Annotated in this window: 15 protein-coding genes; 8 read left to right on the top strand and 7 right to left on the bottom strand. The window is 65.0% G+C overall.

Annotated features, from left to right (window positions below; translation table 11 throughout):
• Position 1: 1 nt before the first annotated feature.
• Entirely contained in the window at positions 2–1,216 is a 1,215-nt protein-coding gene (locus ON32_RS01875; protein ID WP_040788228.1) for a 3-ketosteroid-9-alpha-monooxygenase, oxygenase component, read from the bottom strand.
• 223 nt (positions 1,217–1,439) lie between these two features.
• Between ON32_RS01875 and hsaA the strand changes: the two genes are divergently transcribed.
• The 4 genes from hsaA (at position 1,440) to hsaB (ending at position 5,050) form a co-directional block, all read left to right on the top strand.
• A complete protein-coding gene (hsaA, locus tag ON32_RS01870; protein WP_040788227.1) occupies positions 1,440–2,603 on the top strand; it encodes a 3-hydroxy-9,10-secoandrosta-1,3,5(10)-triene-9,17-dione monooxygenase oxygenase subunit in 1,164 nt (387 codons plus the stop codon).
• A 7-nt stretch (positions 2,604–2,610) separates the two neighbouring features.
• Positions 2,611–3,495, top strand: coding sequence for a 4,5:9,10-diseco-3-hydroxy-5,9,17-trioxoandrosta-1(10),2-diene-4-oate hydrolase (hsaD, locus tag ON32_RS01865; protein WP_040788295.1), 885 nt, complete (start codon positions 2,611–2,613; stop codon positions 3,493–3,495).
• 2 nt (positions 3,496–3,497) lie between these two features.
• Entirely contained in the window at positions 3,498–4,397 is a 900-nt protein-coding gene (gene hsaC, locus ON32_RS01860; protein WP_040788226.1) for an iron-dependent extradiol dioxygenase HsaC, read from the top strand.
• A gap of 101 nt (positions 4,398–4,498) precedes the next feature.
• Positions 4,499–5,050, top strand: coding sequence for a 3-hydroxy-9,10-secoandrosta-1,3,5(10)-triene-9,17-dione monooxygenase reductase subunit (gene hsaB / locus ON32_RS01855; RefSeq protein ID WP_040788294.1), 552 nt, complete (start codon positions 4,499–4,501; stop codon positions 5,048–5,050).
• A gap of 51 nt (positions 5,051–5,101) precedes the next feature.
• On the opposite strand, the gene ON32_RS01850 is transcribed toward hsaB, so the two are convergent.
• Positions 5,102–5,950 (bottom strand): sigma-70 family RNA polymerase sigma factor, encoded by an 849-nt coding sequence (locus ON32_RS01850; protein WP_040788293.1) that lies wholly within the window; start codon positions 5,948–5,950, stop codon positions 5,102–5,104.
• A 176-nt stretch (positions 5,951–6,126) separates the two neighbouring features.
• Here ON32_RS01850 and ON32_RS01845 point away from each other — a divergent pair, with 176 nt between their 5' ends.
• Positions 6,127–6,495 (top strand): DoxX family protein, encoded by a 369-nt coding sequence (locus ON32_RS01845; protein WP_040788291.1) that lies wholly within the window; start codon positions 6,127–6,129, stop codon positions 6,493–6,495.
• Positions 6,496–6,545: 50 nt separating this feature from the next.
• Here the strand turns inward: ON32_RS01845 and ON32_RS01840 are convergent, their stop codons facing one another.
• Positions 6,546–6,965 (bottom strand): hypothetical protein, encoded by a 420-nt coding sequence (locus ON32_RS01840; RefSeq protein ID WP_040788224.1) that lies wholly within the window; start codon positions 6,963–6,965, stop codon positions 6,546–6,548.
• A gap of 148 nt (positions 6,966–7,113) precedes the next feature.
• Between ON32_RS01840 and ON32_RS01835 the strand changes: the two genes are divergently transcribed.
• Positions 7,114–7,449: a type II toxin-antitoxin system RelE/ParE family toxin gene (locus ON32_RS01835; protein WP_306307642.1), complete on the top strand. Its 336-nt coding sequence runs from the start codon at positions 7,114–7,116 to the stop codon at positions 7,447–7,449.
• Between the two features lie 393 nt (positions 7,450–7,842).
• Here the strand turns inward: ON32_RS01835 and dmpG are convergent, their stop codons facing one another.
• The 4 genes from dmpG to ON32_RS01815 are packed head-to-tail and all read right to left on the bottom strand — an operon-like array spanning position 7,843 to position 12,257.
• Positions 7,843–8,883 (bottom strand): 4-hydroxy-2-oxovalerate aldolase, encoded by a 1,041-nt coding sequence (dmpG, locus tag ON32_RS01830; RefSeq protein ID WP_040788222.1) that lies wholly within the window; start codon positions 8,881–8,883, stop codon positions 7,843–7,845.
• A gap of 14 nt (positions 8,884–8,897) precedes the next feature.
• On the bottom strand, positions 8,898–9,809 hold the full coding sequence (locus ON32_RS01825) for an acetaldehyde dehydrogenase (acetylating) (protein WP_040788221.1): 912 nt from the start codon (positions 9,807–9,809) through the stop codon (positions 8,898–8,900).
• Between the two features lie 11 nt (positions 9,810–9,820).
• A complete protein-coding gene (locus ON32_RS01820; protein WP_040788219.1) occupies positions 9,821–10,606 on the bottom strand; it encodes a 2-keto-4-pentenoate hydratase in 786 nt (261 codons plus the stop codon).
• 1 nt (position 10,607) lies between these two features.
• Positions 10,608–12,257, bottom strand: coding sequence for an FAD-binding protein (locus ON32_RS01815; protein WP_040788289.1), 1,650 nt, complete (start codon positions 12,255–12,257; stop codon positions 10,608–10,610).
• 105 nt (positions 12,258–12,362) lie between these two features.
• Between ON32_RS01815 and kstD the strand changes: the two genes are divergently transcribed.
• Both kstD and chsH3 read left to right on the top strand, forming a co-directional pair.
• On the top strand, positions 12,363–14,072 hold the full coding sequence (gene kstD, locus ON32_RS01810) for a 3-oxosteroid 1-dehydrogenase (RefSeq protein WP_040788218.1): 1,710 nt from the start codon (positions 12,363–12,365) through the stop codon (positions 14,070–14,072).
• 77 nt (positions 14,073–14,149) lie between these two features.
• A complete protein-coding gene (chsH3, locus tag ON32_RS01805; RefSeq protein ID WP_040788217.1) occupies positions 14,150–15,013 on the top strand; it encodes an enoyl-CoA hydratase ChsH3 in 864 nt (287 codons plus the stop codon).
• Positions 15,014–15,252 lie beyond the last annotated feature (239 nt).

Here is a 15,252-nt window from a genome sequence, read left to right as displayed (position 1 = left end):
ATCAGACACCCGCCTCCGCCTGGTCGGCGTTCGCCTGGGCCGCCGCTTGCTCGGCTTCCCGCTTACGCCGCAGGTTCTCCGCGACCTCGGCCTCCCACGCCTCGTTGGCCTTGGTGGTGTCGACCTCGAACTCGAACCGCTGGGTCATCTTCTCGGTGACATCGGCGACGTCGACATAGAACTGCTCGTACCAGCGACGCAGCTGGTAGACGGGCCCGTCCTCCTCGCACAGCAGCGGGTTCTCGACCTTGGACTTGTGTTTCCAGATCTCCACGTCCTGTAGGAAGCCGTCACCGAAGAACTTCGTCATGGTGTCGGCGAGCTTGAGCGCGGACTTCTCGTCGATACCCTTCGGCTTCTCGACGGTCAGACCCCACTGCAATACGAACGAGTCCTGGGTCACCGGGTAGTGGCAGTTGATCAGATTGACCTTGACCTCGTAACCGCCGTAGCTGTTGACCAACGGGTTGATCATGTACGACGGGCCGAAATACGACGCCTCCGACTTCAGTAGGGTCTCACCGCCGTACTTGGCCGCTATACCGACATCCGGACGTCCCTTGGTCTCCAGGTACTGGGTGGCGACATGGCCTTCGAAAACGTTCTTGAAGTAGGTCGGGAACGCGTAGTGGATATAGAAGAAGTGGGCCATATCCACCACGTTGTCGATGATCTCGCGGCAGTTGGCGCCCTCGATCAGCAGCGAGTTCCAGGTCCAGGGGGTCCAGCCGGGGTCCATATCGTCACGCGGATTGCCGTCCGCGTCGGTGTAGGGGCCCTCGATATAGGGGATCGTGACCTCGGGTGGCGGTTCGTTGCCCTCGTGGTCGTGCCAGACGAAGAACTGCCCGTTGCGCTCGAGGGTGGTCCAGCGCCGGGTGCGGGCCAGCGGCGGCACCCGGCGCGCATACGGAATCGAGGTGCACTTTCCATTGGCGCCCCAGCGCCAGTCGTGGAACGGGCAGGCGATGTCGTCGCCCTTGATCTCGCCCATACTCAGGTCCCCGCCCATATGCCGGCAGTAGGCGTCGAGCACGTGCAGTTCACCCGCACTGTCGGCCCAGATCACCAGTTTGGTGCCGAAGGCGTGGACCGAGTGTGGTTTACCGTCACGGAACGACTCGGCCAGGCCGAGGCAATGCCATCCCCGTGCGTACCGGGTGGGCGGGGTGCCCACATCGAGCTCCCGAACCTTCCCCTGTGGGGTTACCGCCATCGCGATTCCTCCTCCTTCATTACTAGAACACGTTACAAAACTGTCGTCCTCGACGCCAGCTATTCACGCCACATCCAGCAGAAGTCCAATAAAGTCGGGTAGGGGACACCTGTTCTCGACATCAACAAGAACCTGTTCTAATCTCAGAGCAACGGCCGACAACGGGCCACCGGGCCACCGGACCAACCGGTTACCAATCGACCAGGCAGGAGCAGGGCCGGAGATGACGCAAGAAGTGACCGAGCGGGTCGAAGCGCTATTGCCAACACTGCGCGCACGCGCGCAGGAGGCCGAGGACCTGCGGCGCATTCCCGACGAATCCATCAAAGACCTGCAGGAGACGGGCTTCTTCCGGCTGCTGCAGCCACGTCAGTGGGGTGGGCACGCGGCCGATCCGGTCGTCTTCTACGACACCGTGCGCAAGATCGCCGGCGCCTGCGGCTCCACCGGCTGGGTGGCGGGCATCGTGGGTGTGCACAACTGGCACCTGGCGCTGTTCGACCAGAAGGCCCAGGAAGAGGTGTGGGGCGAGGACACCGATGTCCGCATCTCTTCCTCGTACGCGCCGATGGGTGCGGGCACGGTCGTCGACGGCGGCTACCTGGTGAACGGCTCCTGGGCCTGGTCGTCCGGTTGCGACCACGCCGACTGGACCTTCGTCGGCGGTCCGGTGATCAAGGACGGCAAACCGGTGGACTTCGGCAGCTTCCTGATCCCGCGCTCCGATTACGAGATCAAGGACGTCTGGCATGTCGTCGGGTTGCGCGGCACCGGATCCAACACCCTGGTGGTCAAGGACGCGTTCGTGCCCAGGCACCGCTTCCTGAGCTACAAGACCATGAACGACCTGGTCTCGCCCGGTCTCGAACAGAACACCGATCCGGTGTACAAGATGCCGTGGGGCACCATCCACCCCACCACCATCTCCACCCCCATCGTCGGTATGGCCTACGGCGCCTACGAGGCGCACGTCGAACACCAAGGCAAACGCATCCGCGCCGCCTACGCCGGAGAGAAAGCCAAGGACGATCCGTTCGCCAAGGTTCGAGTTGCCGAGGCGTCCAGCGATATCGACGCCGCCTGGCGGCAGCTGTCGGGGAATGTCGCCGAGGAGTACGCCCTGCTGGTCGCCGGTAAGGAAATCCCGTTCGATCTGCGCCTGCGGGCCCGACGCGACCAGGTGCGGGCCACCGGCCGGGCCATCGCCGCCATCGATAAGCTGTTCGAGAGCTCCGGCGCCACCGCCCTGGCCAGCGACACCCCGCTCCAGCGGTTCTGGCGCGACGCCCACGCCGGTCGGGTGCACGCCGCCAACGATCCCGAACGGGCCTACGTCATGTACGGCAGCGGTGAATTCGGCCTGCCCGTCACCGACGCGATGGTGTGAGGTGACCATGACCTCGACCACCGAACTCACCTACGAATCGACCTCGCGATTCGCCCAGGTCCGCCCCGATCTGAAACTGCACTATCACGAGGCGGGCGTCGGCAACGGCCCGACCATCGTGCTGTTGCACGGCGGCGGCCCCGGCGCCTCGTCATGGTCCAACTTCGCCCGCAATATTCCCGTGCTGGCCCGGGATTTCCATGTGATCGCGGTGGACCAGCCCGGATACGGCCTGTCCGACAAACCGACCGAACACCCGCAGTACTTCGTGCACAGCGCATCGGCGTTGAAGGACCTACTGGACACCCTGCAGATCACCGAGCGGGTCCACCTGCTCGGCAACTCACTCGGCGGCGGCGCGGCGGTGCGATTCGCACTGGACTACCCCGACCGAGCGGGCAAACTGGTGCTCATGGGCCCCGGCGGTCTGAGCACCAATCTGTTCGCCCCCGACCCCACCGAGGGCGTCAAACTGCTGGGCAAGTTCAATGTCGAACCCACTCGGGAGAACCTCGAGGCGTTCCTGCGGATCATGGTGTTCGACCAGTCGCTGATCACCGAAGAGCTCATCGAGGAGCGTTTCGCCTCGGCGAGCACCCCCGAGGCCCTGGCCGCGGCCCGGGCCATGGGCAAATCGTTCGCCTCCGCCGACTTCGAGAAGGGCATGCTCTGGCGCGAGGCGTACAAACTGCGCCAACCGGTATTGCTGATCTGGGGCCGCGAAGACCGGGTCAACCCGCTCGACGGCGCACTGGTGGCACTCAAGACCATTCCTCGCGCGCAGCTCCATGTGTTCGGCGGCTGCGGCCACTGGGCCCAGTTGGAGAAGTTCGCCGAGTTCAACCGACTGGCAACGGACTTCCTGACCGGTTCCGGCAAACAGGAGAAGTGATCATGGGCATTCGCTCGCTCGGCTATCTGCGCATCGAGGCCACAGATATGGCGGCCTGGCGCGAATACGGCCTCAAGGTACTCGGCATGGTGGAGGGCAAGGGCAATGACCCGAATGCGCTCTATCTGCGCATGGACGAATTCCCGGCCCGGCTGGTCATCGTGCCCGGGGAGAAGGACCGACTCCAGGTGTCCGGCTGGGAAACCGCCAATGCCGAAGAGCTACAGGACATTCGCAACCGTTTGGACGCCGCCGGGGTCTCCTACAAGGAAGGCTCCGCCGAGGAGAAGGCGGAGCGTCGGGTCTACGAGCTGATCCGTTTCGAGGATCCATCCGGCAACATTCTGGAGGCCTTCCACGGGGTGGCGCTGGAACACCGCCGGGTTGTGAGTCCCTACGGCCACAAGTTCGTCACCGAGGAACAGGGCCTGGGTCATGTCGTGCTCAGCACCTCCGACGACCAGGCCGCGCTGGAGTTCTATCGCGACGTCCTGGGCTTCCGGTTGCGCGACTCCATGCGCCTGCCCCCACAGGCGGTGGGCCGTCCCGCCGATGGCGAACCGGCCTGGCTGCGCTTCTTCGGCTGCAACCCCCGCCACCACTCCCTGGCGTTCCTGCCCATGCCCACCCCCAGCGGAATCGTCCACCTCATGCTCGAGGTGGAAACCGCCGACGATGTGGGCCTGTGTCTGGACCGGGCGCTGCGCCGGAACGTGAAGATGTCGGCCACGTTGGGACGGCACGTCAACGACAAGATGCTGTCGTTCTACATGAAAACCCCCGGCGGATTCGATATCGAATTCGGTTGCGAGGGGCTGGAAGTCGACGACCACAGCTGGATCGCCCGGGAATCCACCGCGGTGAGCCTGTGGGGTCACGATTTCAGCGTGGGATTGAAGTAACCACGGCCGTGACAACCGAGGACGGAACGAACGTGACGGCAGCAGCACAGCCGGCGGACCCGGCCCCCACCGAACCGACGGATCAGGCGCATCCGCCCACCATCGACGGTCGCCGATACCGTGACATCCTGGGCCGGTTCTGCACCGGTATCACGGTGATCACCACCTTCACCGAGGAGAACAACCCCATCGGCTTCGCCTGCCAGTCGTTCGCCGCCCTCTCCCTGGACCCGCCCCTGGTCCTCTTCTGCCCCACCAAAGGCTCCCGCTCCTGGGCCGCCATCGAACGCAACGGCCGCTTCTGCGTCAATGTGCTCGCCGAGGAACAACAGCAGGTCTGCGCCAGGTTCGGTTCCCGCGAACCCGACAAGTTCGCCGGAACCCCCTGGCACACCTCGGACCTGGGTCTTCCCCTACTGGACGACACCCTGGCCGCCATCGAATGCGCGGTGGACCGGGTCGTCGACGGCGGTGACCACTACATCGTGATCGGCCGGGTACTGGCCCTGTCCGATTCGACGGTCTCCGACCGGCCGCTGCTGTTCTACCGCGGCCAGTACACCGCCATCGAACCGGAGAAGACCGCCCCGGCCCCCTGGCGCGCCGACCTGGACCATTTCCTCACCACGACCACCCTCGACACCTGGCTCTGATCACGGCCGGCCGCACTCGGTCCGCCGAGCCACCGACACCGGCCGCCGCGGTCACGGCCGACACGACAGCCGGTCGGTCGACTCGAGTCGGGTGATCGTGATCCGTGTGATCCGCCCATCGGCGATCTCGAAACCGATACCGGCCAGCGGATGTCCTCCCGGCGCGATCACCGCCCCGGGACGACCGTTCACGAGCAACGCGGTACTCGCGCGTATCCGGTCGAGGAAATACCTGGTCTCCTCGGCCACCGCTTGTGCACCGCGCACCTCGGCGACCGCTGTGCCGCGCAATAGCCCGGGCTCGACCGTCCGCACCGCATCCGGGGCCAGCACTTCCACCAGGCGGTCCATATCACCTCCGCGAGCGGCGGCGAGAAAGGCATCCACGACCTCGGCGTGCGTGGTGAGTTCACTCATATCGGCCGCCTCATCGCGATCCCGGAGCCGGATTCGGGCCCGGCTGCCCAGTTTCTTGGCATTCGGCACCGAGGTGTCCAGCACGGCGGCGACCCGTTCGAACGGCACATCGAACAGGTCGTGCAGCACATAGGCGACCCGTTGATCCGGGGTGAGCCTGGTGAGCAGTACCAGCAGTGCGCGCGAGACATCCTCGCGACGCAGAAACTCCTCGTCGGCGGCGAGATGCTCGGCCGGGATGGCATCGGCGAGCAACGGTAGCTCACCCCGCCGCTGTCGGGTGCGCAACTGGTCCAGACACAGCCGCGCGGTCACCGTGGTGAACCATCCATCCGGATTGTCGACCGCTTCCCGATTTACGGTCCGGGTGCGCAACCAGGCCGTCTGGACGGCATCCTCGGCATCGTGGACGGAACCCAGGATGCGGTGGGCCAGCGAGAGCAGCCGCGGCCGGGCAGCCTCGAAATCTTCGACCAAATCCATATCGGTGGTCACCTTCCGGGTGTGCGGAACGTCAAGACGATCGAGAAACCACACAACACGGACCCACACACGAAAAGGGCATCCGAAATGAGCATACAAATCCTCCGGCCTCGCGCCGAATGGGTAAATGGGCCGGCCCTACCGATATCACCGCACGTTCCGGGGAGGTGCGACATATGAGCGCAGTACTACCGGTCACAGCGGCCGTCGTGACGGCGGTATGTATCGCCGCCAATGTCTTCATCGTCGCGGCCGATCTGCTACGAGTCGATTTCGTCCTGGCGAACTCCGCCGAGGTCGGCCTGCCATCGACCGCAATACCCTATCTCGCATTGCTCAAAGGCGCCGGCGCCGTCGGCCTGCTGGCGGGATTCGCCGGAATGGACCCGATCGGGGTGGCCGCGGCCGTGGGCCTGCTGTTGTTCTATACAGGGGCGGTCATGGCCCATATTCGCGCCCGGGTATTCCACAACATCGGATTCCCGGTGCTGTTCCTGTTCCTGGCCGCGGGCGCGGTCACCTACTTCCTCGTGGTCGCCCGCTGATATTCGGGTCGGGGCCGTCGAGCACCGAACCCATATGCCACATTCGCCGATCAGAAAAGGAGATACAGCGTCAGCATGACGACGACACTGCCCAGTACACCGGCCAGGACCTCCACGAAAAGGTAGCCGCCGGAATACGTTCCCTGCCGCCACAGCGCCCAGACCGGCGCGAAAACCCGCAATGCCGCCATGAATACGCCCAGGGCCAGTGCTCCGACCAGACCGGGCAACGGCAGCAGGGGATGCAGCCAGGCATATCCGATCGTGAGGAGATAGACCTCGACCTGGGTGCCCAGGAACTGCACGGACAACGAAGCGGGCGCGGCCCGACCCTGTGCCCCGGCCGCGCCTACCTTGTTGTGCGCGGCGTGAATCCGGGCCACCCAGGGATTTCCGTACAAAATCACCATCGCGACCGTATGGACCAGTCCCGCGACCAGACCCCACGCCAGTATCTCTACCGCAACCATGTTCCTCGTTTCGACGGGCCGAGAATCGGAGCGGCTCACCGATCTGAGGAGCCGAACCGGAAACACCGGGCAACCGTTGTCGTGTGACAGTACCCGGGGTGGCGGTGCCGGTCATCGCGGAGCGAGTGCCCCACCGTGGTAACACATCGTGGGCTCCAGGGGCGGAAGCCATGGATCCCGACCGGGCAAGCGCCATTCTCGTCGGCCAGGCGATCTCCGCCTTGTTGGACAAGGCACACCACTGGGACGACCGCTGGTGGACCGGATCAAGGGTTCCCCGCTACTACGCAATCTCGAGGAACTACGACCAGGTTCCACCGGAAACAGCGAGATCAGAATCTCGTTCATCTTCGACCCGGAGCGCAACGCCGTACTCCTGGTTGCCGGAGACAAATCCGGCGACCGGCAGCGTCGGTATCGCGAAGCCATACCTACGGCCGAGCGGAGATACACCGAATATCCGGAAGAGAGGAAGCGCTCATGAGCACTCATTCGTATGGCAAAGAGAGCTTCCTGACCGAGTTTTTCCGAGAAAAAGGACCGGAAGGAAATCGAGGCCGGGGCGCAGCGCATGATCGCTCTCGGCCGCGCTACCCGACTTGTGGAGATGCGCAAACGCCTGGGCCGACCCAGGCACGGATCGCCGAACGGACGCATGTCCGGCAAGAACGAGTATCCGCCCTGGAACGCGCCGAGATCACTGTGAGTGAGCTACGCACCCTCGCTGCTCATATCGAAGCCCACGACGGACGGATGGATGGAGATCATCGCCGACTTCGACGGGGAACGACTCGGCGGCCGACCACGGAGTTCGAGACTGCCGCGGCGCACATCCGCACAGCAGCAATCTCGAAATCCGGAACATCCGCGGGTCTCGTCACGAGGCGGAGGCGGTTTCCTTCTCCTTCTGAAGCTCCAGTGCGATATCGATGAGCTGGTCCTCCTGCCCACCGACCAGATTGCGTTTGCCCGCCCGGACCAACATCTCCGCCGCCGAGACCCCGTAACGCTCCGCCTGGCGTTCGGCGTGCTTGAGGAAGCTGGAGTACACACCCGCGTAACCCATCATCAGCGCCTGCCGGTCGAGCAGACATTCCTGCGGCATGGCGGGACGCACCACGTCCTCGGCGGCGTCTGCGATGGCGAAGAAGTCGATTCCGGTCTTCACACCGAGTTTGTCGCAGACACCGACGAGCGCTTCGACGGGAGTATTGCCGGCGCCGGCGCCGAAGCGGCGGGCCGATCCGTCGATCTGGGTGGCACCGGCGCGGATGGCATAGATCGAGTTCGCGACGGCCAAATCGAGGTTCTCGTGCCCGTGGAAACCGACCTGGGCGTCGTCACCGAGCTCGGCGACCAGGGCGGAAACCCGGTCGGCGACCTGCTCCAGGACCAGAGCACCGGCGGAGTCGACGATATAGACGCACTGGCAGCCGGCGTCGGCCATGACGCGGGCCTGCTTTGCCAGCACCTCCGGCGGCTGGGTATGCGACATCATCAAGAAGCCGACAGTTTCCAGGCCGAGCTCCCGGGCCAGGCCGAAGTGCTGGATGGAGACATCGGCCTCGGTGCAGTGGGTGGCGATACGGCAGATGCTCGCACCATTGTCCTGGGAGATCTTGATGTCTTCCTTGACCCCGACGCCGGGCAGCATGAGCACCGCGATCTTGGCCTGTTTCGCGGTTTCGGCGGCGATCTTCACCAATTCCTGTTCGGGGGTCTTGGAGAATCCGTAGTTGAACGAGGAACCGCCGAGACCGTCGCCATGGGTCACCTCGATCACCGGGACACCGGCGCCGTCGAGGGCGGCGACGATATCGCGCACCTCGGTGGCGGTGAACTGGTGGCGTTTGTGGTGCGATCCGTCGCGCAGCGAGGTGTCGGTTACGCGGATGTCGAGCTGTTGCGAGTACGGCATGGTGGTCTCCCTTCTCAGACCCGGGCCGCGGTGATCTGATCGGCGATGACCTCGCCGACCTTGGTGGCGGCGGCCGTCATGATGTCCAGATTGCCCGAGTACGGCGGCAGGAAGTCACCGGCGCCCTCCACCTCGACGAATACCGAGCATTTCGCCATACCGCCGGATACCACCGACGGCGGATCGAACTGTGGTTCGTTGAGCAGGCGGTAACCGGGCACGTACTGCTGGATATCGGCGACCATCCGGTGGATCGATTCGCTGATGGCATCGGTGTCGGCGTCTTCGGGTATGGCGCAGAAAATGGTGTCGCGCATGATCATCGGCGGTTCGGCCGGGTTGAGGATGATGATCGCCTTACCGCGTTTCGCACCGCCGATGGTTTCCACCCCCCGACTGGTGGTCTTGGTGAATTCGTCGATATTGGCGCGGGTGCCGGGACCGGCCGATACCGACGCCACCGATGCCACGATCTCGGCGTACGGCACATCGACCACCCGTGAGACCGCGGCGACGATCGGGATGGTGGCCTGGCCGCCGCAGGTGATCATATTGACGTTCGGCGCCTCGATATTGGCGTCCAGGTTCACCGGCGGCACCACGGCGGGACCGACCGCGGCGGGGGTGAGATCCACCGCCCGGATACCGGCCTCCTCGTATTTGGGCGCGGCCGCGCGATGCACATAGGCCGAGGTGGCCTCGAAGATGATGTCCGGTTTCTCGGACTGCCGCAGCAACCAGTCCACACCTTCGGCAGAGGTTTCCAACCCGAGGCCGGCGGCACGTTTGAGGCCTTCGCTGTCGGGGTCGATACCGATCATCCACCGCGGCTCGATCACCTGCGAGCGCAGCAGTTTGTACATGAGGTCGGTGCTGATATTGCCGGACCCGACGATCGCGGCACTGACCTTCCCGTTCTCGGTCACGGTATGGCCTCCTAGGCGAATTGCAGACGAACGGAGCCGAGTCCGGCGAACTCGGCCTGGAAAAGATCACCGGGGCGGGCGTCGATGGCACGGGTGCAGGAACCGGGCAGCACGATATCGCCGGCCTTCAATCGCACCCCGAAACTCGCCACCTTGCGGGCCAGCCAGGCCACCGCGATCACCGGGTCGCCGAGCACCGCGTCACTACGTCCCTCGGCGACCACCTCGTCGTTACGCGTGAGCACCGCCTCGATGGCCTTGATATCGATATCGGCGGGCGCCACCCGCTGCGGTCCCAGAACATAGCCCGCCGAGGAGGCGTTGTCGGCGATGGTGTCGCACAGGGCGATATTCCAGTCCTTGATCCGGGAATCGATCAGTTCGAGGGCGGGAGCGTAGGCGATGGTGGCGTCCAGTACGTCGGCCTCGGTGCATTCGGCGCCGGGCAGATCCTTGCCGAGAACGAACCCGACCTCCACCTCGACCCGGGGGAACAGATATTTGCCGGTCTCGACGGGGACGTCCCCGTAGACCTCCATATCGGCGAGCAGATGACCGTAATCGGGTTCGTCCACACCCATCATCCGCTGCATGGCCTCGGACGAGAGCCCGACCTTGTGTCCCACCACCCGCGCACCCGCGTCGAGCCGGCGGCGAATATTGATCAGCTGGATCTCGTAGGCATCGACGACATCGATATCGGGGTGCCTGGCCACCAGGGGGTCGATGGCGACCCGTTCGTGTTCGGCCCGCTCGAGTTCGGCGGCGAGTTCGGTTCGCACCGCATCGGACAGCACGCTAGACCCCTTCCACTGGTGTCCCCGCGGACACGCGATCGTCGGCCGCATCATCGACGGCATGCGGCGCACCCGCCGCGCTGCTGCCCGCACGACGGCCGGAGAAAATACAGTCTGCCAGCGACAGTCCGCTGACGTAAGAGTTCACGCACAGCCCGACAGCGGTTCGTCCCGCCGCGTACAGACCCGGAATATCGGCGCCGTCGACGGCTTTCACCGCGCCGGTCTGCTCGTCGACCACCAGACCGCCGACGGTGAACATCGGGCACGGATTGGTCAGGCTCGGTTTGATCGAAACATCGAGGAGCCAATACGGTCCGTCGCCCACCGAACGGGTGAATTCCGCGGGTTTACCCACCGGATCGGGTTCGCCCCGGGCAATGGCGTCGTTGTGGGCCGCCACGGTCGCGCGCAGGCCGGCCGGATCGATACCGGCCGCGGCCGCGACCTGTTCGAGAGTCCGCCCACGCTTGGCCTTACGACGCATGACCTCGAACTGCATCCGCTGGAACCAGGCGGCCTGGGGACCGATCTGGGCAATGGCGGTGCGCATGAGCTCGTCGTCGGCGAGGATCCATCCGATACCGCCGTGCGCATTGATCAACGCATTGCCGACGGCGGCGCCGTAACGGGTCTCGTCGATGACCCGGCGCCCCTGCCCGTCCACCAACAGGGCACCGGTGAACGCGCTCGGCGGCAGGAGGAAACGCCAGGCCGAGACACTGTCCAGGCGCGCGGCGGCGGCGCCCACACTGCGGCCCAATTCGATACCGCTGCCGTCGTCACCGGAACTACCCAGCGCCAGACCGTGCCGGTAGACGGGAGCATGTTCGCGCACCATGGCCCGATTGGCGATGAAACCCCCCGCGGTGAGCACCACCCCGCGCCGGGCCAGGATTCGGATGGTGGTCCCGTATCGGCGATCCAGCCGAGCGAGCCGCTTCTCCAGGGCTTTGCGCAGCGGGGGGTAGTAGATACCGGGTTTGGCGGCGATCTTCGCCATCCGGATATAGCGGGCGCGCACCGAACCGGGCGCTTCGCGCAGGGTGCGGCATTCGACACCGACCACCGCGCCGCTGTCATCGGTGAGCAGGGCGGTCGCCGTGGTCAGGTTCTCCACTCGCGCACCCGCGCGATTCACCGCCTCCGCCAGCGGGGAGAACAGTTTTTTACCCGAGGTGCCCCACCCCTTGACGCGATGCCCGCGCTGGGCAGCGGGGATATCGGCGAAGGCGCCGGATATCTCGCTGCCGGAGTAATAGAGGTAGTAGTCGTTGTTCGGGTAGGAGGTCTTGTAGGGGCACAGCGACGCCTCGAACGGCACCCCGTGTCCGGTCAGCCAGTCGATCATGGCGGGACTGCCCTCGACGAAACGCCGTAGCGTCTCCGGCGTGACCGCGTCGCCCACCTCGCGCTCCAGATAGGCGAGCATCGCTTCGGGGGTGTCGCGCACTCCGGCGGCACGCTGTACCCAGGTACCGCCCCCGGCATAGATGATCCCGCCGGACAGCGCGGTGGCGCCACCTCCGGCGAACCGATCCAGGACCAGCACTTGGGCGCCGTCCTCGGATGCCTGTAGGGCCGCCGCCGCGCCGGCCGCCCCGTACCCGACGACGACCACGTCAGCGGCCAGGTCCCACTCGTGCGCCATACACTCCAACTCCACTAGAAACTGAAACGAGTTTCCTCATTGTTTCGACTGTCGATCAAGTCTTCTGCCAGACAACATAGACCAACAGCGCCATCATTCTATAACGTGTTCTACATGAGTGATCGGGAATACGACGTGGTGGTGGTCGGCAGCGGCGCCGCCGGAATGACCGCCGCCCTCACCGCCGCCCACAACGGGCTGAGTGTGGTGATCCTCGAGAAAGCCGAGTACTACGGCGGATCGACCGCACGCTCAGGTGGCGGGGTGTGGATCCCCGGTAACAAGGCGCTGCGCGCGTCGGGCCGCCCCGACGACCGAGAGGAGGCCCGGACCTACCTGCACAGCATCATCGGGGACGTGGTGCCCAAGGAACGGATCGACACCTACATCGACCGCGGCGCGGAGTCGTTCGACTTCGTCCTCGATCACACCCCGCTGAAGATGACCTGGGTGCCCAACTACTCCGACTACTATCCGGAGGCCCCCGGTGGTCTGGCGGCGGGCCGGTCCTGCGAACCCAAACCGTTCGACGCCATGACGCTCGGCGAGGAGCGGTTCAAGATCCAGCCGCCATATTCCAAGACCCCACTCAATGTCGCCGTTATGCAGGCCGATTTCGTCCGGCTGAACCTGATTCGCCGCCACCCCAAGGGCATGCTGCGGGCCATGCGGGTCGGGGCGCGCACCTACTGGGCCAAGTTCACCCGTAAACACCTCATGGTGATGGGGCAGGCGATCATCGCCGCCATGCGCAAAGGCCTCATGGACGTCGATGTGCCCCTGCTGCTCGAGACCCCCATGACCGGGCTCGTCGTGGAAAACGGTGTCGTCACCGGTGTCGAGGCGGTGCACGAGGGCGAGAACGTCACCTTCAAGGCCCGGTACGGCGTGGTTCTCGGTAGCGGCGGTTTCGAGCACAACGCCGAGATGCGCAGCAAATACCAACGCGAACCCATCACCACCGAATGGACCACGGGCGCGGCCACCAATACCGGCGATGGCATCGTCGCGGGTATGGCAGCCGGCGCCGCCATCGATTTCATGGAGGACGCCTGGTGGGGACCGACCGTCTTCAAGGGCGGTAGGCCCTGGTTCGCCCTCGCCGAACGCAACCTGCCCGGCTCCATCATGGTCAATGCCCAGGGAAAGCGGTTCGGCAACGAGTCGGCCCCGTATGTCGAGGCCGTGCACACCATGTACGGCGGCGAATACGGACAGGGCGAAGGTCCGGGCGAGAACATCCCGACCTGGCTGATCTTCGACCAGCGCTACCGCAATCGCTATATCTTCGCCGGATTACAGCCTGGCCTGAAGTTCCCGTCGCGCTGGATGGAGAACGACAATATCGTCAAGGCGGACACCCTCGAGGAATTGGCCGCCAGGATCGGGGTACCGGCCGACAATCTCGTCACCACCGTCGAACGCTTCAACACCTTCGCCGAAACCGGTAAGGACGAGGACTTCGGGCGGGGTGAAAGTCGATACGACCGGTACTACGGCGACCCGACCGTCAAACCCAACCCGTGTCTGGCCGCCCTGGTGCAGGCCCCGTACTACGCGGCGAAGATGGTCCCCGGCGATCTCGGCACCAAGGGCGGTCTGGTCGCCGACACCGCCGGTCGCGTACTGCGCGAGGACGGCACCCCGATCGAGGGCCTCTACGCGTCCGGTAACTGCTCCACCCCGGTGATGGGTCACACCTACGCCGGCCCCGGCGCCACCATCGGCCCGGCGATCACCTTCGGTTATCTGGCCGTACAGGACATCATCGAACGTAAGAAGAACCAATCCGCGACGACGTCGGCCTCGGCGTGAGAAGACACCCGCACATGCCACGACGAACACGGCACGATCCTGCTGTGAGCCGATTCGAGCAGTACTGAGGAGTACCGATGCCCATCGACCCGTCGATCGCCTTGGGAGCCGAGCTTCCGAGCCGGGAATTCTCCTGGACCGCTTCCGATGTCCAGCTCTACCACCTGGGCATCGGCGCGGGCGCGCGCTGGACAGATCCCGCCGAACTGCGCTATCTCGACGATCGGGAACCGCAGGTGCTGCCCACCTTCGCCACCGTCGCGCACACCCTGCGCGATACCGAACCTCCTCGGGTGAAATTCCCGGGGGTCGATATCGACTTGGCCAAGGTGGTGCACGGTTTCCAGGAGATCCGGGTGCACCGCCCCATACCGGCCGCGGGTAAGGCCGTCGGCACCGGCCGGATCAGCGAGCTCTGGGACAAGGGTTCGGCGGCGGTGATCGTCCAGGAGACCACGGTTACCGGCTCCGACGGACAGGCCCTGTGGACCGCGCGCTCCTCCATCTTCGCCCGCGGCGAGGGCGGTTTCGGCGGTGAACGCGGCCCGAGCACCAAAACCGAATTACCCGACCGAACACCGGATTTCGATATCACCACCCCAACACTGCCGCAACAGGCCCTGCTGTATCGGCTCTGCGGTGACCGCAACCCGTTGCATTCGGATCCGGAATTCGCCAAGGCGGCAGGATTCCCCGCGCCGATTCTGCACGGACTGTGCACCTACGGAATCATCTGCAAGACCGCCACCGACAATGTGCTGGATTCCGACGCCGGGCGGGTGACCGCTTTCCGGGCCCGGTTCGCGGGAGTGTTGTTCCCCGGGGAAACACTACGGTCCCGTATCTGGCGGGAGAACAACCGTTTGATCATCACCGCCACCGCCGTGGAACGCGACGACGCACCCGTCCTCGGCGATGTGATGCTCGAGTTCGATTCCTAGTTTCCCCAACCGTATCGGTCCGGTCGAAGTGGCACCTCCTCGACCGGACCTCGGAGTCGTAGTACGGAAATCGTGGTGCGATCGGTTCGGGACACAGGAAGTTTCGGCACTCCCAGGGATTGACGACCCTGATACCTATATCGGTGAAATCCTTGACGTTTCGGGTTGCGATCGGGCAGTCGTTCACTGCGCAGATCGCCGCTGTCTGCGCATCCGCGTAACCGATCGGACGGCCGAGC

Source organism: Nocardia paucivorans NBRC 100373 (assembly GCF_000308675.1).
Taxonomy (GTDB): domain Bacteria; phylum Actinomycetota; class Actinomycetes; order Mycobacteriales; family Mycobacteriaceae; genus Nocardia; species Nocardia paucivorans.
This window is presented reverse-complemented; position numbering and strand designations above follow the sequence as displayed.

What these genes read in the sequence shown, in the direction of transcription:
- ON32_RS01875 (WP_040788228.1), bottom strand. Translation starts at nt 1,216, where the DNA reads ATGGCGGTAACCCCACAGGGGAAGGTTCGGGAGCTCGATGTGGGCACC.
- hsaA (WP_040788227.1), top strand. Translation starts at nt 1,440, where the DNA reads ATGACGCAAGAAGTGACCGAGCGGGTCGAAGCGCTATTGCCAACACTG.
- hsaD (WP_040788295.1), top strand. Translation starts at nt 2,611, where the DNA reads ATGACCTCGACCACCGAACTCACCTACGAATCGACCTCGCGATTCGCC.
- hsaC (WP_040788226.1), top strand. Translation starts at nt 3,498, where the DNA reads ATGGGCATTCGCTCGCTCGGCTATCTGCGCATCGAGGCCACAGATATG.
- ON32_RS01850 (WP_040788293.1), bottom strand. Translation starts at nt 5,950, where the DNA reads ATGGATTTGGTCGAAGATTTCGAGGCTGCCCGGCCGCGGCTGCTCTCG.
- ON32_RS01845 (WP_040788291.1), top strand. Translation starts at nt 6,127, where the DNA reads ATGAGCGCAGTACTACCGGTCACAGCGGCCGTCGTGACGGCGGTATGT.
- ON32_RS01840 (WP_040788224.1), bottom strand. Translation starts at nt 6,965, where the DNA reads ATGGTTGCGGTAGAGATACTGGCGTGGGGTCTGGTCGCGGGACTGGTC.
- dmpG (WP_040788222.1), bottom strand. Translation starts at nt 8,883, where the DNA reads ATGCCGTACTCGCAACAGCTCGACATCCGCGTAACCGACACCTCGCTG.
- ON32_RS01815 (WP_040788289.1), bottom strand. Translation starts at nt 12,257, where the DNA reads ATGGCGCACGAGTGGGACCTGGCCGCTGACGTGGTCGTCGTCGGGTAC.
- chsH3 (WP_040788217.1), top strand. Translation starts at nt 14,150, where the DNA reads ATGCCCATCGACCCGTCGATCGCCTTGGGAGCCGAGCTTCCGAGCCGG.